Source organism: Cytophagaceae bacterium (assembly GCA_016722655.1).
GTDB lineage: Bacteria > Bacteroidota > Bacteroidia > Cytophagales > Spirosomataceae > Leadbetterella.
In genome coordinates, this window is the sequence record JADKIR010000005.1 from 1 (window position 1) to 18,994 (window position 18,994).

Genomic DNA, 18,994 nt, shown 5'->3' on the forward strand with positions numbered 1-18,994 from the left:
TGTCGTAGCCAATTTCGTTGGCAAGTATTTTTTGTAAATTCTCCTCTGTGAATGGCAATATTATGAACTCCATATTTTTTTTCATATTGGGTTAAGTCAGCTACGGAAATAGTATTGAGTTGTGTGTCTGTAATTTTCATATAGGAAATTTTGTTTCCTGCTTTTTCAATTTGGTTTTGAATGCCTAATTTTTGAAACACTTGCATTGCGTTGTTTGCCAAAATTATTCCTGCTCCAACAGGTTTTATTTCTACCGAACTTTCAAAAATGTTTACATTAAGTCCTTTTTGTTTGAGTGTCAAGGCAGTTGTTAGTCCGCCAATTCCTGCTCCAATTATGTTTACTGTTTCTGCCATTTTTCTGTCGGTTCTTTTGTTATGAGGTGTCTCGGTAAAATTTCTGCTAACGAGCATATTACCGAAACTCATTTTCATAGTTTCGGTAATATCGTTATTAAATATTTATTGATTTTCTAATTAATACTTTAATAATGAGCTTGTTGTGAGTTTCGCTGAGTTTCGGTAATATTTTCATGAGATTTTTTGTGATTTGAATTTTATTTTTTGTTATCAAATATATTATTCAAAGTTCTATGTTCCAAATTTTTTATTTCACTTTTAGTTTATCCAATGGGCTTACGATTTGATCAAAGCCTTTTGTGGTTATATGAGTATAAATTTCTGTCGTTTTTGAACTGCTATGTCCAAGTAACGCCTGAATATATCTAAGATCAGTTCCATTTTCTAGTAGGTGGGTTCCAAAGCTATGCCTAAGTGTATGTACAGTTACTCTCTTAGTGATTTTTGCAGCATCTTTGGCCTTATGAAAAATCAATTGTATGCTTTTATCTGAATATCGACCTCCATTTTGCCCTTCAAACAACCATACTTTGAGGCTTATACTCCAAAAAATACTTTTTTAAGACCCCCATTGTTTTTACCGAAAGGAGTGTATATCTATCTTTCTTTCCCTTGGCCTGTTCTATCCTTATTTGCATTCGTTTGGAGTCAATATCTGAGATTCGCAGATTTATAGCTTCACTTATTCTTAGTCCGGCCGAATAAATCGTCATCAAGAATGGCCTTATGCTTGAGGTTATCTATAGAATTTAGAAGATCGGCCACTTGTTGCTCACTCATTACCTCAGGCAAGGTCTTTTCGGTACGTGGTCTGTCTAAATGATAAAAAGTTCGTTTTCCTCCCAATACTTTTTCGTAGTAAAACTTTATGGCGTTAATGGTAGTGTTTTGCATAGATATCGATATTTTTCGGTCATTTACAAGATATCTTAGATATTCAGTTATTTGTTCCTGAGTTATGTTTTCGAGGCATAGTTCAGAATAAAAGTTTACAAATTCTTCAAAGGCCAATCGGTATGTTTTGTAAGTGCTTTCAGAGTACCTCAGTTCCATTAATTTTTGAAGGTACTCTTCCAGGCATGGTTTGTTTTTGGTATAATGCTCTTTGTGGGTTGTAGTTTATCAGTCGGTTCTATTTTGTAATTAAACTTTTGATTTTGGAATTCTGCTAAGTATTTCAGGTCAGTAATATATTTTCATGGTAAGGAATACTCCAGATTTTGTTTTTTGGGTTGTATTTTAGATAAGGAAATTGCTTGAGCTTTTGAATAACTTCTTTGTGGTAATCTACAGATATTTCTAAACGATTGTTGGCTGTTCTGACAACTAAAAGTTCATTTTTGCCCGATCATAGTGTTTTTGGTTTATGGTTATAGATTCGGTATGAATTTCTTCGATGCTTCCTACTCTTTCACCAAAATAATTCTTGAGATTTTCAAGGTTTTGGCCAAAATTGGGTACCAGCCAGCATTTCTGGTTTTTGTTCCATCTGCTGTATTGAATCGCTCTGATAAACGCAATATCGTTTTCGTTTTTTGGTAAAATAATATGGATGATTTTGGGTAATACCACCAATTTTATTGCTTGTGAATTTACAACTGTGGTATTTAATTGGTTTTCCTGATTTGGTTTTGAATTTTGGTCTCTGCATGTTTTTTGTCATACACGGCATCAGGAAAAATCTCCAGAATCTTATCCAATACTGCTTTTGTAGGGAGCATGCCAGGCTTTGTGGGTTTTACTCCATTTTACATCTATATGCTGTCGGAGTGTGGCGGTCATAGATGGGTCAAAAGCAAACTCCAATTTTATTCGCGATTCGTTTCGGTGTAGTATTCTGGATAGTTTCATGTTTTATTGGTTAGGTTTATCCAGCATCACTACATTTTCACCAATTATCTCTGTCACATAGCGTTTTTCGCCTTGTTTGTCTTCATAGTTTCGGGTTTTATTTTCCCTTCGAGGTAAATCATGCTGCCTTTGTGCAGATATTTTCGGCCAGCTCGGCCAGTCCACGCCATAGCACTATGTTGTGCCACTCGGTTTGGGTATGGCTATGGCCGGTGGGGGTCTTTGTAGGTTTCGTTTGTGGCAAGGCTAAATTTGGCCACCTTTACGTTGTTATCCAGGTTTTGATTTCCGGCTCATCGCCCAGATTACCAACCAATATTACTTTGTTTACACCTTTCATGTAGTATTGTGTTTTTAAATGGAATAGTGAAATTAACACATCTTCCTTAATATTAAAACTTTAGGAATAATTTTAATAAAAATCATCCTCAATTGAATCAGGAGTGGCTATTACGATTTCCGGTTAGTAGAATTAGAAGTTTTGAGGGTGCTGTCAGATGTTTTAAGAGGGTTTATTCATGGTATTAGGGTATATTTTAATGTAAAATGGGGTCGTAGAAAGTTTTAAGGGGTCCTGGAAAGTTTTAAGGGGGTCATAAAAAGTTTTAGGGGGTCGTAAAAAGTTTTAGGGGGGTCTAAAAAGTTTTAGGGGGTCTAAAAAGTTTTTGGGAGGTCATAAAAAGTTTTAGGGGGGGTAAAAAGTTTTAGGGGGTCTAAAAACGTTTTAAGGGGGTCGTAAAAAGTTTTTGGAGGGTATTGGGAGCACAAAATCGTAGGTGGCAGCCAGAAAAGAACGGGGGCATGCTGACCAGTTTTACCTTCTATTTTTTAAAGAAATGAGCTTAAAGAACCCAAAACCAGCATCTAAATCGCCCAAATAGATAGATTTAAATATTTGTTTGTCCCGGCTATAAGAGAAAACCTTTTAAGCCTTTTTCACTTTTCCAATTCATAATGCAGCAGGTGGTGCCGCCAATATAGGCTTTTGTGCTGATTAGCTTTAGTTTTGGCGATGATTAAGCAAATCAAAAATCCGCATGCCTTTATTGATTAATATCGGATTGACGAAAAGGTAAAACTCATCAATATGCCCCCCGGCGATGAGTGAGGACACCATTTGGGCACCTCCATACACCAAAATATCTTTGCCGGCCCGGTTTTTTAGGTTTGTCACAGTGGTGTTCAGGTCTTCGGTGGCCAGACTGACATTTTTTCCAAATGGTTCTTTTAATGTATTGCTGAAAAGGATTTTCCGGAGGTTTACCATTTTTTGTGCAAAAAGCATATATGGGTGTTCCGGACCCATTTCTTCAAAATGGGGAATAAATTTCTCAGCCATTATTCTGCCAATCAGCAGTGTATCTGAGGTATCGGCCAGTTCGTTTACCAATTCAAATGAAGTGGGGTCGGCCCCTCTGACAAACCAATCTTCCTCGCCATTTGGCCCTGCCACAAAGCCATCCAACGAAATATGCATCTGTAATTTTAGCTTTCTCATATTGATTTTATTATCAGGCAAAATTAAAACTGCCTTTCAGCTTTCAGGGTAGGGGATTGCGACAATTTAGAAGGGAAGTATTATTGAAATATATTTTAACAATTCCAAGGTTCTTAAATAGGATAAATGTGAATTATATTGGTAATTGATTTGATGTGAGAAGTATTTGTTAAATAATAACTTTCATCGTACAAAATTTAATCTTTTATGAAAATAAGGCCTAAAATTACTTTTTATTATGGTTTTCCCATTACCATAAATTACCCTATTAATTTTCTTTGCGTCGCCTTTCGGCGGGGACTTACTTTTTGAAAAAAAGTAAGCAAAAAAACATTCATAAAACCGCAGCGGCGGACCGTAATGATCCTCTCTAAAAATTTGATTTTAAATGTCTTATAAGATTTAATATTTACTTGAATCAAATTTTTAGAACGGACTGTTTTATGATTTTAAGGAACATTATTTTTCTTATTTTTTTGAAGGATGTTAAAAAATAGAATTGCCAAATAAAATGATATTAAATAAATCAAATGAAAATTCTTTAGATGTCTGTGGACACCTGGTTACAGCTGGTAGGCAACGTCAGAATAATATTTATACAATTTTAAATTTCAAAGAATTATTTAATTTTATTTACCGTATATCAAACCTTATTGTTAAATATAAGCTTTGAACATATTAAATAAGTGATGAAATTTTAAGAAATCAAATGAACTTATCCCACCGGTTCCCACAGCTCGATTTTGTTGCCATCGGGGTCGAGGATATGGATGAATTTGCCATAATCGAAAGTTTGGATTTCATCGACCAGCTTCACATCATTGGCTTTGAGTTCTTCGACCAGAGCTTCCAGGTTTTCGACGCGATAGTTAATCATGAATTCCCTGGTTGAGGGCTCAAAATACTTGGTGTCGTCGCCAAATGGAGCCCATTGGGTTTCGGCTTTCTTCTTGCCTTCAGCATCTTCATACCATTCAAAGTTTGCTCCATAAGGATTGGTTTGGAGGCCCAGGTTTTTGGCGTACCATTCTGTGATTGCTTTAGGGTCTTTGCTTTTGAAGAAAATACCCCGATTCCGGTTACTTTTTCATGTTAATGGTTGATTTTTGTAAAGAAAGCAAATAATTTTGAAATACAGTATCAAGTTGATCTGTTAAAATATGAAACCATAGCACCTCTAATAATTTGATAAACTACAATTTGTTTGGTCGGATAAATACTTAAATCCAAATAGTTATCCTAACGTCTTTCACTAAAGCGGGGAATCCAGAGCTTTTTATGCATTGGTTTGCTCCACCCTGACAGAATTGCCGCATCCAATACTTCAGGATTGATGTCTTTGAGTTTTTTGAATTTGATACAATACCCTGTCACGGTGGCCTTCCCGATTTCTTTTCCATAAGTCTGGGGTAGGTAATTTTTGTCGGCCAAACCCATGATATAGACAGAGATTCCGCTGGTATTGGCACTGATTCCAATCTGGTAGAACTCTTTGGTCTTACCGTCGGCGTATTTCATGATTTGACTCCCATAGCCCACATTGGGATTGGAAACCACTTTGCCTGACTCGTCTTTCCCATCCAGAAACCATTGCTTGCAGTCCGGCATTATCTCCGATATCCTGTTATGTAATTCCTGCATTTCGACGCTTTTGGCTTCGGGGAGCGATTCAATATAGGCTTTGATCTGTTCGGGTAGGCTCATTCGTAATTATTTTATCTGCAATATTATAGGAGTTTTCGTGATTTTGTCGGAGGAGATAATGACAATTAGTGTGGGGTAAACCTTGAACAGTTAATTCAGGAATGATTTATAAGAAAAATAGCCAAAAGCAGGGGCTTTTGGAGTGTGATTTTGTTTCAATGAAGAATCAATTCAATTGGTTTAGGAATGTTTGAGGTTTAAAATTCCATCGGAGAGGCTTGCAGACGAAAACCCCATAGATAAAAACTATTGGGACGCCGAGTCGGCAGTCAGCGTGGCCCGGATTAGTTCAATCCTACGCGGCATGATTGCCTTCATTCTAAAGGCTTGAACGCATTACGTTGTGATGAAAGAAGCTATAGTTGTTGGGAGGCGTAATTTTTTTATCTTATCCATGTTCCAAAAGATTTTATTTTAGTCCACTTACCACCAATCTTCCTAAAGAATACAATTTTCCAAATCCACAATCTGCACACTGATAATCATATTCTACAGTTGCAAAATCATTATTTCTATTGAATAATGGAATCAAGAATTTATACAATCTAAGTTCATTATTTTTAACAACTGACACATTTTTAATTTTAAAATCATTAGGTATTAATTTTAAATCTAATGTTAAATCCTTGTTGACATCCACTTGTTTTACAATAAATAAAGAATCCTTCTGATTAAATCCCTGAAAATTATCATTAGTTGAATTGTATAATTTAAATGCAAAAGGGACTCCTTTTTCATTTCTTGGTGGAGGAGGAAGAAATCCAAGTTCCTTGTCATATTCAAGTTGATAATTGTAACGATTAACTAAGTTCAAGCAAGTTGGCAAATTGATGTCAAGCGAATCTTGTTTTATAGTTTCTATTATTATTTCAGTAATCTGCTCTCTAGTTGGAATCTGCTGTTTAGTTTCACAGGAATCCAATATTATAATCATTGCAAGTAATCCAATAAATATTATTTTATATTTCATGCATGTACAGTTTTATGATGCCTGCTAACGGTTGGCAGCTATAAGAAGTTGGAGATTTCGAAGCACTAAACTGTCTGCCAGCACTAAACTTGATAGGAAGCACAAAGCTTCTAACCACTGAACCGCCAATTTCTTGTATGTGCTGTTATACGGCGTTTTTCTTGTCATACGGTTGTTTGTCAATTTCAAATTCAGACGTGTATGTTCCCCAGTCCATGAACTTGTAATAAATTGTCATTGCTTCAAAATGACTATTAGCATAAAATTCATGAATTAATTTACTGTCAGGTTTAAATAACTTTCTGCACTCATCACTCTCGTCAATAACACAAAGTTGTCAAGCCTTCCTTGTCTTGCCCCACTTCATGTTTAACATTGTCCGAAGGTAACCAACCTAACTCAAATTCTTTAATGTAGCTTTTCAATTCTTCGGTTCTATTTACTCCGTCCAAGTCGGTGCAAATTATTTTTATGTTGTCAAAGTCTGCCTTATCAGGTAAACAGGTAGCAAAGAAGCATTGCCAAAATGTGTCGGCAAGCGTTTCGTCATTATGCCAAGTGGTCATAACCCCAATTTCGCTATGGTCTTCCATTGTCTCCATAACAACCATTGTTTGGTCAAACTGGTCGTGAAGTTTTTCGCCAAACTTTCCATGTCCTTTAAATTCCAAAATGCCTTTTGCTATGGCTGTCCGCACGAAATTGTCAAATTTGTAGAGGTCGGGTAGATGATTAGCAACAGCAAGACACACCCAATCTCTGTCAGGAAGTTGGTCGGAGAACTTGTCGTAGTTCAACCAATAAATTTGTCTGTCAAAATATTTTCCGATGTTTTGCATGTCGTCTTTTAAAATCCCGAATAACGGTTGGCAGCTACAAGAAGTTGGCGATTTCGAAGCACAAAACTGTCCACCAGCACTGAACTTGAATAGAAGCTCAATGCCAAAAGTGTGTACATCACCCCGCCTGAAGCAAAACCCGTTTTAGCACACGTTTATTTTCATTTGCAATTTTCTTGATCTTTAATTAAAATTATTTTGTCGTACCATATTTTATATTTCTTCGGTGTCAAACTATTAATCAGTTCGATCGCAAGTCCAATGTCCGCTTGGTAATAATTGCTAAGATGGACAGTCTTAGTTTTATTGTCTTTATTTAGTTTAACTGTCACTTGCGAACCGTCCTTTATGCAAGGGTTGGAATAATGTTCATTCAAACTGTCAATATTGATATTTGATAATTTGCTCAAAATCTCACTTGGTTGCAAGGTCGTTTTGAATAGTGTTGAGTCCTTTTCGCCTTCAAGTTCTCCTTTGAAGATAATCTTAAGGTCTTTGTCTGTTAATACATATTGAAGAGCGTAAGCCATTGAATAATCTTCATCGTGAACTGTCAATTCAAAGGGTTTGAGCTTTAAGTTTTTTGTGTCACCAGAAATACATGTCTTATTAGTTATTTCCGATGATTGTCCACACGATGTGAAAGTTAAAATTGTCAATATGGTAAATAGTCTTGTCATTTTAAATGTGTGCTAACGTCCGGGGGGCTTTGTGCAGTGTTGGCAAAGCATTCCGAAAGCTGACTTTTTTACGAATGTAAAAAAGAATTCCGAAAGTTCAAACTAGCACTTCTGCCAGCATTGCACAAAACCCTTTTTATGTGCAGCCAATTTTTATTTTAGGTTAATAAATTTCCTCTTTACGTCCACTTTTTTCTATCAAATATATACCAGCTTTCCTAAGTCCATCATCTGGACTCCAACGATTAACAAACCAATATTTATTACTAAGATGCCCCTCAAGTGTCCATTCTGCACCATCAAAACCATTGTTTTCTAATGTTGAAACAGTTTTCCAGAATTTATTTTTATTAATAATTGTCTCAAATTCATTCCATTCTTTTAATGAAAGTTTGACAGTTCGCTTGAAAATGATTTTTGGATTTGGTTTCTTATATGAAATGGAGTTGTCTAGTTTTACTATTCTATCAATATTTGATGCTTTTAATTGCTCTTCTCTTGTTTTTGGGACTGGTGGAATAAATTTAATTTGAACAGTGCTTGAAAGTTCAGGTTGACTGTCTAGTTCTTTAATTGATAACCAAACATTTTCTCCGTTTTTGTTTAGTGTATATACCATTGGGTTGTGAAACGAACGAAGCCATAAAAATCTGTATATTTCATGTCCTTGAAAATTGTTAAACAAAATTGGTTCATGGGCAAAAAATAGAGATTTTGAAAACCATTCAAGTTTAAAAGAATCAATTTTAATATTTATTATTTGGTTCTCTGTTTTATAGTTGTTGGGAAAAAATAGGTCGCGGAATCTTTTGGTATTCCTCAGAATTTGATATATTTTTATTGTTAGGATAAGTAGAGTTCTCGTTACCTTTATAGCCACAACCAGAAACGAAAAGCGTAATGAAAATAATGAGTCTACTTTTTTGCATTGAATATTTTGGATGAAACATTTTGGTAGCACATAACGTTAAGCATATGTTTTGTTGGGGGACTTTGGAACAATTCATTATCCCACGTTACAAAGCTAATTTAGTGTAATTACTTTAAATTAAGCGATTCAACCGCTTTGCGAAGGCGGGGATTTTCAGCACTAAACTTCATTAGAAGCACAAAGCTTGAATTTAGCACTTCACTGTCATAGAAGCACGAAATCCTCGCTTTTGCAAAACGGCTGTTAGGTGCTGGCAATTTACTCATCGTTCAGTCTTTTAATATTCCCAATAAGTTCTGGTCGTAGTCGCCAAAACAACTTTTTTCCGCTTATCCATATTGAGTCATTGTCACCGATTTTCCAGTCTGCAAAGTCTGCCCAATAAAAAAGTCCGTTTGTTGTTATTAAAGTTGCGTCATAAATAACTGCGTTTGTCGTTTCGTCAAATGGCTTAAAATTGAATTGTTCAATGTCCTCAAATTTCAATTCTAATACTGTTGTCGGCCCAAATTGTCGTTGAAATAATAATGATGCCGTAAGTTTATTGTCAAAGTGCATAGCAAGTTTCTCGTCAATAAATTCTCTTGTCGAGATATAAATGTCACGCAAACAGCTGTCGTGGAAGTAGCCGTAGCTTTCTAAAAGTTTGTCAATGTCTGATTGGTCTTTTATTTCAGTCCACATAATTTTTATTGTCTGTTAAGTGTCCGCTTTGCTTGCAGCTAACGTACCCGGGCTTGGCGAAGGTGGCGATTTTCACCACAAATGTTGATGCGGAGAACCAAACTTTGATTAACCACAAATGTGTCTGCGTAGCACTGAACCGCCACTTTTGCCAAACCCGTGTTGAACTAAACCTTCGGTAGTTTTTGGCATGGTATTGATTGATATACAAGCTTTAAACCAATTAAATTTTGTAATTATGCCACTAAAAAAAAGCCCGAAGAGCTAAGGCAAAATACCCTTATAGCTCAAGCAGACAATGAAATTAAGGGATTCAGAGAGTTGAACCAAAAGTTTGAGAAAAAACTTTCGATACTTGGTCTAAGTCGGAGTACTTATCTCAATTATATCAGGCACTTAGCTAAATTGTCCCTTCATTTTAAATGCTTACCAACCGAACTTGACGAAGACCAACTGACAGACTATCTAAATCTGGTACAACAAGAACATAACACACCCTCTGAAAGCTATTTTAAATTTACAATTTACGGGCTGAGGCTGCTCTTCAAAATTGAAGGCATCAAGCCGATAGACATGGGCTTGCCGAGCATAAAGAAAGACAAGAAGTTGCCTGTAGTGCTGAGCAAAGAAGAAATGTGGAGACTGCTACAAGCACCTGATTTACTGAAACATAAGATACTGATAGGGCTACTTTACGGCTGCGGTTTGCGGTGTTTTGAGTCTCGTAATGTTCGGCTCAGAGACTTAGATTTTGACCGAAAATGCTTCATGTTTACCAAGGCAAAGGAAAGAAAGACAGATATGTGCCATTGAGCGAGCATCTGATCAGAGGCTTGAAGAAATACATCTCAGCTGAAAAACCTGAAGATTGGCTATTTAATGGTCAGCCACTTGAGAATCGAAAAGGGGAGATTTTGACTCCAGATATTCACAAAAAGGGGTTCAATGGGCAGTGGCTCAAGCAGCCAAAAAAAGCAGACATAAGCAAACACGTAAACGTACACACGCTCAGACATACCTATGCTACTCATTTGCTCGAAGATGGTACTGATATCGTAACCCTGAAAGGATTGCTGGGTCACGAAAGCATAGAGACCACAATGATTTATCTGCATGTAGCCCAAAGTGGCAGAGTAAAGCCTTTTAGTCCATTGGACACACTGTTTGCTGCATGTCAACCCAAAAGGTAGAAGCCTGCACTGAGCGAAGTCGAAGTGTAGCTGATGTACTCAATCAACTGGGCGAAAATATTGAGCATATTGGTTTAAATACTTGGCAGTTACGCACCCTATCAGCCATAAAGCGTTGCCGTACAGCAGCCTTGGGTGGTCATATTGATGCTTGTGATAGCTGTGGCAATATCAGCATCAGTTACAACTCGTGTAGGAACCGCCACTGCCCTAAATGCCAAGGTGAAAAGCGAGAAGAATGGATACAGGCAAGAGAAGCCGAGTTATTGCCAGTGCCTTATTTTCATGTTGTTTTCACTTTGCCCAGTGAGCTAAATTCTTTGGTTATGCATGAGCCCAGAGTGTTGTATGACGCCCTTTTTGCGGCAACATGGCAGACAGTGGCAGTTTTTGCGAAGGACGAAAAACATCTTAATGCACAGGCCGGAATGATAGCGGTGTTACACGTGGGGACAGAATCTGAGTCTTCATCCGCACCTGCATTGCATAGTGCCGGGTGGTGGGGTTGATGCCAAAGGACGCTGGCGAAAAGCACGATTGAAAGGTAAATTCCTGTTTCCTGTAAAAGCCATGAGTGTGGTATTCAGGGCAAAATATCTGTCTGAACTCAGACACAGACTAAAAGAAAAAGTACCCCAAACACTGCTTAACGAACTCTATAAAAAATCGTGGGTGGTGTATGCCAAGCGTCCGTTTGGTAGCCCGAAATTGGTAGTGGAATATCTGGGCAGATACACGCACAAGGTGGCAATTAGCAATCACCGCATCAAAAGTGTGGATGGCAAGACTGTTACTTTTACTTATAAAGACTACAAAACTGGTGCTCAGGTAAAGGAAAATGACGCTTAGTCTTGAGGAATTTACCAGAAGATTTAGCCAGCATATCTTGCCCAGAGGCTTTGTACGCATACGTCACTATGGCATATTAAGCAGTACTTGGAAGCGATCCAGACTACCAGAATTGCAGCAAAAACTTGGACAAAAAGCAAACCGAAGCCAAAGGGAAAACTCAAAGAGTAAGACCCTGTAAATGTTGCAAAACGGGTAGTTTGCGAACGATACTGAGCTTTGATCAGCGAGGGCCACCAGAGTTTTATAAGGACCTGTGGTATAAGTTAATCCAACCAGTTCTAGCATGAGCGTGGGTAGGGGAAGGTATGTTCTAGAAGTTAAGAATTAGCTAGAAAAGGTAATAGAAACATCAAATACACACACAAAACTTCAAAAATCAGCGGGAAACTGCTCGAGAAACTCATAAAGCAGCAGACGAAAACCCCATAGGTAAAACTACCGAAGATTAAGTTCAACATTGGCTTTCATTCTGGGCATTGCATGCCGAACGAAGCCTTATTTGTTAGGTGCTGCTATTTCTGTCAGTCGAATGGTGCAAACGCTGTTATTTTCCATTTGTCGTCAATCTTTTTAATTACTAAATGTTGGTCTGCCGAATAAATTAGGTCTGTTGTCTTTACATAACCTTGAACTTTTTTGTCAATGGTATGAATTTTTGTAAAGTCTGCTTTCATAAACTCAGGGTCCATTTCTACTATGTCATAACTTAAGATAGCAAGTTTTGAGGAAGTTGTTTTGGGTTCTTGATAAACTGTCACATTAGGTGAAATACAAACGGCTGTAAAATACCAGTCAAAGTCGTATTTATATTTGCTAAACGCTTTGTTTGATTGGGTGTAAGGAATACAAAAATATTTGTCTTCGTCATTTTCCCAAGTCCCGCCCATACTTAATATTTGGTTGAGAATTGTCCATAACTCTGATTTGTCGGGCTTGTCAAGTTTCCAATTTTTAGAAAACTCATCTATTCCGTAAATACCACCACCGTGACTTACAATAATTGCTGTGTCCAATGATTTAAATAAACCTGAGGTGTCTTTCCGCGAAACAATTTTCTTCAAATTGGTTATAAATACAACCAAGGAAGGGTCGCTTCCGCTTTCGTCAATTGGCAAAATCCTATACTCACTTTGCACTGCTTCAACTGTCTTGCTTTCATTTAAAGGTTCTTTGTCAGCCTTAATTGTGTCCGCCAAATTGATATTGTCGGTTTGTTGCTTGTTGTCAACACAACCTATAAAAGTCAATGCAAATATTATGTATAGAAGTTGTCTCATTGTCGTTGTCTATGGTTGCACCTAACAATTGTATTTACGCAACTCTTCTTCACAATTGCGTCTATTTCCATTTTCCCCGAAATACTTAAAACTTATTAAATTGTTAAATATCAATAACATATCCGTGTATAATCATTTGTTGTCGGTTAATCTTTTTCAATTTGCAGACCGTGTGTCCGTTTCTTTTACGAATTTATTAAATCCCTGAAAACAAACCAAAAAATTCCTCAATAAATCTTCAGTATCAGAAACTTATGGTAAGTTTTATTGCCCCGGTTTTTTTTAAAAAGAATAACGGCACTTTGACATATCCCCAATTAATAAGCTTTTAAAGAGGATTTCAAATCCTAAATAGGAAAAGTAACCTCAGTTTAATGTTCACCAGCAATATTCGCAAACTTATTGTTCCTTAAATAACCTGAACATGTCGAAGAGCCCAACTGTGGTTTCCTTTATGAATCATATTAGGATTCACGCCATTTCTGAATCCCTCTTTGATACCTGCTACATCATGTAATTCAAAGGCAATGATTATTTTTTGTAATGCATCCATTTAAAATAGAGCCAGCATTGAATGGTAGGAATTTATTCTGCCTTTTTCTCGATCTCCGATTGGATTTTCCCCAGGTGCTCTTTGAGCTTTTTAGAGCCGTTGTTTATTATAAAAATCATAAAAACCGAAACCCCGACATAAACCCATCCAAAACCTCTGGTGGCAAGACCATAAAGGATTATCCCGATTAAAATTCCGATCAATATTGCCGTGAACAATTGCTGTTTCTTGATTTTTTTCTGTTCTGTCAAAAGTTCTACCAGGGTCAACTTTGAGTAATCTTTGATATCTGACATGTTATGGTTTGAGGGTTAAAATTCTAAATCCGGAATAAATGTTTACAAATATAAATAAAAGGATGAGAATTCTGAATCAATAGAAAAATTCGGTTTTTGGCTTGTTAGCATTGCTATTTTGTGAAAACCAGAATCTTTAATTTGTTCAAAATTAACCTAAACAAAAGGGTAATTGCTCTAAATTAACATCGAATTCGACGAATTTAACATTGAATTTCACGAATTTGATATCGAAATCGCCGAATTTGATATTGAATTTCACGAATTTGATTTCGAAATCGATGAATTTAACATTGAATTTCACGAATTTGATTTCGAAATCGACGAATTTAACATCGAATTTCACGAATTTGATTTCGAAATCGATGAATTTAACATTGAATTTCACGAATTTGATTTCAAAATTGATGAATCTGACTTCAAATTCCACGTCTTTTAGTTCAATTTTCCCTACGTAGTGTTCATTTTTTACATAATGATTTTTTTAATGGGGGAAAAAGAAAAGATCTTGGATGGTTTTGTGATAAAGTGTACCAGCAAAATGATTGAAGGCTTTGACACAGTTTAGTTTACACTCCCCATATGGATGGATTTAAGTGAATCCCAAAAAATACTTTAAATTTTTATGAAACTACACGCCTTCAGGTTCTTTCCTTTTTCCGGTTTTTGACCAGGCCATAAACCAGACTATTACTGCCACGGCAATCACAATCATCCTTTTTTGAAATTCTCCGTTTACATCGGTCAAAAGGTTAAAACTTAAATGTACAGCAGTAGCAAAAAGCAAAGAATGGGTTTTTTCGGTTATTTTAATAAGACCCCATGAACCCAATACAAGAAATGCAAAATGCCAGAGATGTTGGCTGAAAATCATGTCTGAGGTAATAAAGTTTAAATGCCAAACAAACCATAATACCGCGATAAGTAGAATCCTCGCCAATTCCGGCAATGGAAGCAAGGCGTTTTGCAGATAACCCCTCCAGCCATATTCTTCAAACATAGCATAAATCACATACATGGTTGAATAAATAAGTCCATAATAATGAATGTTTAAGCCTTTTGAATTGCTCACTCCCAGTATGGTCATCATTACAGGGATCACTGCAATTGAAACTAAACTACGTGTTTTATCGGTACCCCAGAAAGTATTTATCCCGGTTTCAACTTTATTATTTAACAAATACCTGATGACCATAAAACCCGTAATGGGACCAATTCCTTTTAAAATGAAGAGATAAATATTCAAGCCCAAAGGCCAGGTAATATTTGTTTCCAGCCCAAATAGATTTAATCGAAAAATAGCAGAAACCCCAACCGCAACCAGATAGAAGACAAGAACCTGTTTCCAGTTTATATTATATTTTTTCATAAGCTATTATTATCCGGCTAGAAATGAGAGGGTTGTAATATTAAATTACTCAAACTTACGAAAAATTATATATTGAAGATATTATCTCAAATATCTTTTTTTGAGTATGGAATTAATTGTAAATACATGTGAGTAGCGACAAAAAAAAATGATTTTACTGAATTCCAACTTTTGCCGGTTTTGATCAAATCATACAGAAATATTTACTTTTCGTTTAGCTTAACATGAAATACAAATTATTTTACCGAATTTTAAGGCAACAATCTTAAGAGGCTATGAAAATTATAATTAAAAACTTTTGGGGTATATTGATTTTGATGATTTCCTGGAACATTTCCAGCGGTCAATCCACCTTAATCACTCCCGGCAATAATCAACCCAGTATTACGGCAGTTTCTACCAACAGTGGAGTACTTGTACCTAAGGTTAGTTTGTCGGCAAATCTGGCTTCGGCGAGTCCGCTTACTGCTCCTGCCGAAGGGACTTTGGTTTACAATAATGGCCCTAACCATGTACATGGTTTTTATTTCTGGACAGGAAGTGCCTGGTCATCTCTTGGAATAGCAATCTCAAGTTTATCTGCCACAGCACCTTTAACTATTGTATCCAATTCTGTTAAAATAAATGCAGGTACTGAGGCTGGGCAATTGTTAACATGGGATGGAAATAATTGGGTGAATACCTCTCCCAAAAGTCCGGCTTCTGTATCAAATATACAACCTTATCTTGCTTTAAATTATTGTATTGCCCTGTCAGGTGTATTTCCTTCAAGAAATGGAATTGATCCCTTTATTGGGGAAATTGGAATATTTGCTTTCAATTTTGCTCCCAGATATTGGGCCTTATGTAACGGGCAATTATTGCCAATTAATACATACCAGGCTTTATTTGCATTGCTTGGTACAACCTATGGAGGAAATGGTCAGACAAACTTTGCTCTTCCCAATCTGCAAAGCCGTGTTCCTATTCACTTTGGTCAGGGTCCTGGATTATCTATTTATGGTCTGGGGCAAACGGGTGGAACTGAAAGCAATTTTGTGAATGATAAATATTGAATAACTTCAATCTGAAAAAAATGAAAATCAATAAATATCTTGCTTTTCTCCTGTTATTTTGGACTGGTATTTTAAATGCCCAATATACTGTAATTACACCCGGAAACAACAAGCCCTCTGTTGAAGCAAAGACAAGCAACGGAGGAATTTTAGTGCCCAAAATCAGCCTCTCCGGCAATCTGGCAGTATCGACTCCGGTAAATGCTCCTCAGGAAGGTATGCTGATTTACAATATTGGAGCTTTGCAAACCAAAGGGTTTTATTACTGGACCGGTGGGGCTTGGTCGTATTTGGGTGTGGTTATTCCTGATCTTGCAGCGAATTTGCCCCTTGTAATTCAATCCAATGCTGTAAAACTTAATGCCGGCACCAGCTATGGACAGCTTATTACCTGGGATAATGTAAATTGGGTCAATACCAATCCAAAACCACCTACAGCACTTGATAATTTGCAGCCTTATCTGGCATTAAATTACTGCATATCATTATTTGGAGTTTTTCCTTCTCAAAATGGCTCTCAACCTTTTATTGGGGATATTGCCATATTTGGATTTAATTTTGAACCCAATGGATGGGCATATTGTAACGGGCAGTTGTTAAATATTTATGAAAATGATGCCCTTTTTGCTTTGATAGGAACTACTTATGGTGGTGATGGACAAAACACTTTTGGATTACCCGATTTAAGGGGCAGGGTACCAATTCATAAAGGGCAGGGTTCTGGTCTTTCATCGTACGTTTTGGGGCAACAAGGAGGTACAGAGACCTCGATTATTTATGATAAATATTAATTTGAGAAAGCCTTCATTTTTTGTCTTTTTCCTTTCATTGGCAAGTATTGCTTTCGGCCAAAATTCAACCCCTAACCAGTGGGCATGGGATCAGGTGGGTGTACAAAGTGATTTTAAGCGGCTTACAGGGAAAAGAGAAATCACAATTGCCATAATTGATGATGCTTTCCTGACCGATAATGCATCTTTGAAAAGCTATTTTAAAACCAACCCTAAAGACCTGCCCGACAATCAGATTGATGATGACCAAAACGGTAAAGTGGATGATTATCTGGGCTGGGATTTTTCAGACAATGACCTCAATGTGAACCCACCTACGGGAGATTTGAGGAAATTTGGTCACGGCACAAAAGTGGCCGGAATAATAATAGAAGGGCTGAATAAGCTATTACTAAACCCTAAAGATGTAATAAGAATTTTACCCTTAAAATCCTCATCTGATACTCGCAATAACAATTACATTACCGATGGCTATGAGGCCATTAAGTACGCCATAGAACAAAAAGCCGATATAATTGTTTGTTGTTGGAGTGGGGGTGTTTTTGATAAAGAAAAAGAGGAAGTACTTAGAGCCGCACAAAAAGCCGGAATTATCATTGTTGCCTCTGCAGGGAATTTTGTTTCAGAAAAAGAGCAGTTTCCCGGGGCTTATTCCTGGGTAATTAATACTTCTGCTCTTAATTCCAAGCTTCAAAAGCAAACTGTTTCCAATTATGGCCGGTTTTTGGATATTTCAGTACCCGGCGATTCCATTGTTACTTTGAGTACAATTCCCAACGCACCCGGTAGCTCCTTATCCGGCACTTCGGCTTCGGCGGCATTTTTAGGTGGCATTGTGGCAGCAGTATATTCTGCATTTCCCAACCTCACTCCACAGGAATGTGACAGGATTTTGAAAAACGTCTGTGATCCATTGGAAACCTACAATCCTCTCTACAAAGGGAAACTGGGAGCAGGGGTATTAAATGTAAAAAAACTCATTGGCAATCTGGAAGCTCAGGAATCTAGCAATGTATTTCATACTCCCAAAGGCTATTTAGGGATTTCAAAAAACAAAAAGATGGTAATTGCTCATGCCAAATACCCTGAATATAAGCTCATCAACAGCCAGCCACAAACTCAGAAAAACATAAATGTTGTAGTAGAGAAGTGGGATAATAACCTTAAATCTGACACCATTTTAGCTTTGTCGCAACTCAATTTACCATTCTTGTTTAAGGCAGATTCTTTTATGGTTTCTACAGATAAAAATCTGAAATCAAAAACCTACTTTTATTTCGAAGCCCAGGCCATTGACTCCAGCTATTTGTATTGTACCGAAACGCTTCATCTGACTGATAAAAGGGGAACAATCGTTGATGGGAGCGGGGAGGAAAACTATGCCAATAACTCCAACTGCAAATGGGAATTAGAAGTGAGTAAAGACAAACGTATAAAGATTACATTTGAAGAAATAGATACTGAGGCCAAAATTGACCAGATTTATATTTTCAGTGACTATGGTACCGAGTCCCCGATTTTGGCCATATTCAGCGGTCAGAACCTTCCACCTCAAATCACCACCTGGACCCATAAAGCACTGATTTGGTTTGTGACCAATGGCTCTGTCAATTACAAAGGCTGGAAACTCAGATATGAAGAGGTGGAATAAATGCTGAGGATTCTTATTGGGAATTAGTTATTTGCTACTTGACTGATCTGAAACAGAATTAAAGCAGATTCACTATCAACTTTGTACAAAGATTTTCCAACTCATCTGCTTTAGAAACTCTTTCTGTTCTGCTTTTTAACCTCGGGCTTTTCTAAAGACTAACATTCAGATTTATTTGTCCGCCTAATCCTACTTTGATAATTCGGATTAGAGGGAAAAAATCGTGCTGGATACTGATTTGGAAGGATTTTTTTATATTCTTTAAGCCTGGAATGTAACACTGATTATTCAGATGTACCACGAATTAACTTTTTTGTCAAAGTAGAGTTTCTGAATGGGACTCTGCGGAATTATTTGTCATTTCCGTGACGTTCAGAGTCCCCAAACGAGAGACTCTGAACGGAAATTAAAAGAAATAACATTCTTTCATTTTCAAACTTACCG

The 18,994-nt window shown here is 36.9% G+C and carries 21 protein-coding genes and 4 pseudogenes; 5 read left to right on the forward strand and 20 right to left on the reverse strand.

Annotated elements, in window-relative coordinates; all coding sequences use genetic code 11:
• The 16 genes and pseudogenes from IPP61_15710 to IPP61_15785 form a co-directional block, all read right to left on the reverse strand.
• A pseudogene (locus IPP61_15710) lies at positions 1-356 on the reverse strand (FAD-dependent monooxygenase).
• A gap of 250 nt (positions 357-606) precedes the next feature.
• The gene (locus IPP61_15715; protein ID MBL0326600.1) at positions 607-912 is read right to left on the reverse strand and encodes a tyrosine-type recombinase/integrase; all 306 of its coding nucleotides are present in this window, start codon (positions 910-912) and stop codon (positions 607-609) included.
• Complete coding sequence (locus IPP61_15720; protein ID MBL0326601.1) at positions 875-1,072, reverse strand: tyrosine-type recombinase/integrase; 198 nt, start codon at positions 1,070-1,072, stop codon at positions 875-877. Before IPP61_15720 ends, IPP61_15715 begins: the two co-directional genes overlap by 38 nt.
• Entirely contained in the window at positions 1,038-1,412 is a 375-nt protein-coding gene (locus tag IPP61_15725; protein ID MBL0326602.1) for a site-specific integrase, read from the reverse strand. The genes IPP61_15720 and IPP61_15725 overlap by 35 nt, the downstream gene beginning before the upstream one ends.
• A gap of 273 nt (positions 1,413-1,685) precedes the next feature.
• Complete coding sequence (locus IPP61_15730; protein MBL0326603.1) at positions 1,686-1,934, reverse strand: hypothetical protein; 249 nt, start codon at positions 1,932-1,934, stop codon at positions 1,686-1,688.
• Positions 1,935-2,051: 117 nt separating this feature from the next.
• Positions 2,052-2,210, reverse strand: a complete 159-nt coding sequence (locus IPP61_15735) for a hypothetical protein (protein MBL0326604.1) — start codon at positions 2,208-2,210, stop codon at positions 2,052-2,054.
• A gap of 3 nt (positions 2,211-2,213) precedes the next feature.
• Positions 2,214-2,550, reverse strand: a pseudogene (gene ssb, locus IPP61_15740) (single-stranded DNA-binding protein).
• Positions 2,551-3,210: 660 nt separating this feature from the next.
• Entirely contained in the window at positions 3,211-3,708 is a 498-nt protein-coding gene (locus IPP61_15745) for a dihydrofolate reductase family protein (protein ID MBL0326605.1), read from the reverse strand.
• Positions 3,709-4,423: 715 nt separating this feature from the next.
• The gene (locus tag IPP61_15750; GenBank protein ID MBL0326606.1) at positions 4,424-4,774 is read right to left on the reverse strand and encodes a VOC family protein; all 351 of its coding nucleotides are present in this window, start codon (positions 4,772-4,774) and stop codon (positions 4,424-4,426) included.
• A gap of 173 nt (positions 4,775-4,947) precedes the next feature.
• Positions 4,948-5,412, reverse strand: coding sequence for a DUF1801 domain-containing protein (locus IPP61_15755; GenBank protein MBL0326607.1), 465 nt, complete (start codon positions 5,410-5,412; stop codon positions 4,948-4,950).
• A gap of 409 nt (positions 5,413-5,821) precedes the next feature.
• Positions 5,822-6,382, reverse strand: coding sequence for a hypothetical protein (locus IPP61_15760; protein MBL0326608.1), 561 nt, complete (start codon positions 6,380-6,382; stop codon positions 5,822-5,824).
• Between the two features lie 320 nt (positions 6,383-6,702).
• On the reverse strand, positions 6,703-7,221 hold the full coding sequence (locus IPP61_15765) for a hypothetical protein (GenBank protein MBL0326609.1): 519 nt from the start codon (positions 7,219-7,221) through the stop codon (positions 6,703-6,705).
• 161 nt (positions 7,222-7,382) lie between these two features.
• On the reverse strand, positions 7,383-7,901 hold the full coding sequence (locus IPP61_15770; GenBank protein MBL0326610.1) for a hypothetical protein: 519 nt from the start codon (positions 7,899-7,901) through the stop codon (positions 7,383-7,385).
• Positions 7,902-8,064: 163 nt separating this feature from the next.
• Positions 8,065-8,520, reverse strand: coding sequence for a hypothetical protein (locus tag IPP61_15775; protein ID MBL0326611.1), 456 nt, complete (start codon positions 8,518-8,520; stop codon positions 8,065-8,067).
• A 570-nt stretch (positions 8,521-9,090) separates the two neighbouring features.
• On the reverse strand, positions 9,091-9,516 hold the full coding sequence (locus IPP61_15780) for a hypothetical protein (protein ID MBL0326612.1): 426 nt from the start codon (positions 9,514-9,516) through the stop codon (positions 9,091-9,093).
• Positions 9,506-9,727: a hypothetical protein gene (locus IPP61_15785; GenBank protein MBL0326613.1), complete on the reverse strand. Its 222-nt coding sequence runs from the start codon at positions 9,725-9,727 to the stop codon at positions 9,506-9,508. The genes IPP61_15780 and IPP61_15785 overlap by 11 nt, the downstream gene beginning before the upstream one ends.
• A gap of 110 nt (positions 9,728-9,837) precedes the next feature.
• Here IPP61_15785 and IPP61_15790 point away from each other — a divergent pair.
• Positions 9,838-10,706: pseudogene (locus tag IPP61_15790) on the forward strand (tyrosine-type recombinase/integrase).
• Positions 10,688-11,845, forward strand: a pseudogene (locus tag IPP61_15795) (IS91 family transposase). The pseudogenes IPP61_15790 and IPP61_15795 overlap by 19 nt, the downstream one beginning before the upstream one ends.
• A 234-nt stretch (positions 11,846-12,079) precedes the next feature.
• Here IPP61_15795 and IPP61_15800 read toward each other — a convergent pair.
• The 4 genes from IPP61_15800 to IPP61_15815 all read right to left on the reverse strand — a co-directional run bounded on the left by IPP61_15800 (position 12,080) and on the right by IPP61_15815 (position 15,053).
• The gene (locus IPP61_15800; protein ID MBL0326614.1) at positions 12,080-12,835 is read right to left on the reverse strand and encodes a hypothetical protein; all 756 of its coding nucleotides are present in this window, start codon (positions 12,833-12,835) and stop codon (positions 12,080-12,082) included.
• Between the two features lie 409 nt (positions 12,836-13,244).
• The gene (locus IPP61_15805; protein ID MBL0326615.1) at positions 13,245-13,388 is read right to left on the reverse strand and encodes a hypothetical protein; all 144 of its coding nucleotides are present in this window, start codon (positions 13,386-13,388) and stop codon (positions 13,245-13,247) included.
• Positions 13,389-13,420: 32 nt separating this feature from the next.
• The gene (locus IPP61_15810) at positions 13,421-13,684 is read right to left on the reverse strand and encodes a hypothetical protein (GenBank protein ID MBL0326616.1); all 264 of its coding nucleotides are present in this window, start codon (positions 13,682-13,684) and stop codon (positions 13,421-13,423) included.
• A 631-nt stretch (positions 13,685-14,315) separates the two neighbouring features.
• Positions 14,316-15,053 carry a CPBP family intramembrane metalloprotease gene (locus IPP61_15815; GenBank protein ID MBL0326617.1) on the reverse strand — a complete coding sequence of 246 codons (738 nt, stop codon included), beginning with the start codon at positions 15,051-15,053 and terminating at the stop codon, positions 14,316-14,318.
• A 317-nt stretch (positions 15,054-15,370) separates the two neighbouring features.
• Between IPP61_15815 and IPP61_15820 the strand changes: the two genes are divergently transcribed.
• From IPP61_15820 to IPP61_15830, 3 genes are all read left to right on the forward strand, one after another.
• Positions 15,371-16,108 carry a tail fiber protein gene (locus IPP61_15820; GenBank protein ID MBL0326618.1) on the forward strand — a complete coding sequence of 246 codons (738 nt, stop codon included), beginning with the start codon at positions 15,371-15,373 and terminating at the stop codon, positions 16,106-16,108.
• Between the two features lie 218 nt (positions 16,109-16,326).
• Positions 16,327-16,899, forward strand: coding sequence for a tail fiber protein (locus tag IPP61_15825; protein MBL0326619.1), 573 nt, complete (start codon positions 16,327-16,329; stop codon positions 16,897-16,899).
• Positions 16,886-18,550 carry a S8 family serine peptidase gene (locus IPP61_15830; protein MBL0326620.1) on the forward strand — a complete coding sequence of 555 codons (1,665 nt, stop codon included), beginning with the start codon at positions 16,886-16,888 and terminating at the stop codon, positions 18,548-18,550. Before IPP61_15825 ends, IPP61_15830 begins: the two co-directional genes overlap by 14 nt.
• Positions 18,551-18,994: the final 444 nt, after the last annotated feature.

Coding starts and splice junctions, on each gene's coding strand:
- IPP61_15720 (MBL0326601.1), bottom strand. CDS start 1,072: ATGACGATTTATTCGGCCGGACTAAGAATAAGTGAAGCTATAAATCTG.
- IPP61_15800 (MBL0326614.1), bottom strand. CDS start 12,835: ATGAGACAACTTCTATACATAATATTTGCATTGACTTTTATAGGTTGT.
- IPP61_15725 (MBL0326602.1), bottom strand. CDS start 1,412: ATGGAACTGAGGTACTCTGAAAGCACTTACAAAACATACCGATTGGCC.
- IPP61_15830 (MBL0326620.1), top strand. CDS start 16,886: ATGATAAATATTAATTTGAGAAAGCCTTCATTTTTTGTCTTTTTCCTT.
- IPP61_15815 (MBL0326617.1), bottom strand. CDS start 15,053: ATGAAAAAATATAATATAAACTGGAAACAGGTTCTTGTCTTCTATCTG.
- IPP61_15765 (MBL0326609.1), bottom strand. CDS start 7,221: ATGCAAAACATCGGAAAATATTTTGACAGACAAATTTATTGGTTGAAC.
- IPP61_15825 (MBL0326619.1), top strand. CDS start 16,327: ATGCTGATTTACAATATTGGAGCTTTGCAAACCAAAGGGTTTTATTAC.
- IPP61_15810 (MBL0326616.1), bottom strand. CDS start 13,684: ATGTCAGATATCAAAGATTACTCAAAGTTGACCCTGGTAGAACTTTTG.
- IPP61_15805 (MBL0326615.1), bottom strand. CDS start 13,388: ATGGATGCATTACAAAAAATAATCATTGCCTTTGAATTACATGATGTA.
- IPP61_15770 (MBL0326610.1), bottom strand. CDS start 7,901: ATGACAAGACTATTTACCATATTGACAATTTTAACTTTCACATCGTGT.
- IPP61_15760 (MBL0326608.1), bottom strand. CDS start 6,382: ATGAAATATAAAATAATATTTATTGGATTACTTGCAATGATTATAATA.
- IPP61_15735 (MBL0326604.1), bottom strand. CDS start 2,210: ATGAAACTATCCAGAATACTACACCGAAACGAATCGCGAATAAAATTG.
- IPP61_15755 (MBL0326607.1), bottom strand. CDS start 5,412: ATGAGCCTACCCGAACAGATCAAAGCCTATATTGAATCGCTCCCCGAA.
- IPP61_15820 (MBL0326618.1), top strand. CDS start 15,371: ATGATTTCCTGGAACATTTCCAGCGGTCAATCCACCTTAATCACTCCC.
- IPP61_15745 (MBL0326605.1), bottom strand. CDS start 3,708: ATGAGAAAGCTAAAATTACAGATGCATATTTCGTTGGATGGCTTTGTG.
- IPP61_15780 (MBL0326612.1), bottom strand. CDS start 9,516: ATGTGGACTGAAATAAAAGACCAATCAGACATTGACAAACTTTTAGAA.
- IPP61_15775 (MBL0326611.1), bottom strand. CDS start 8,520: ATGGTATATACACTAAACAAAAACGGAGAAAATGTTTGGTTATCAATT.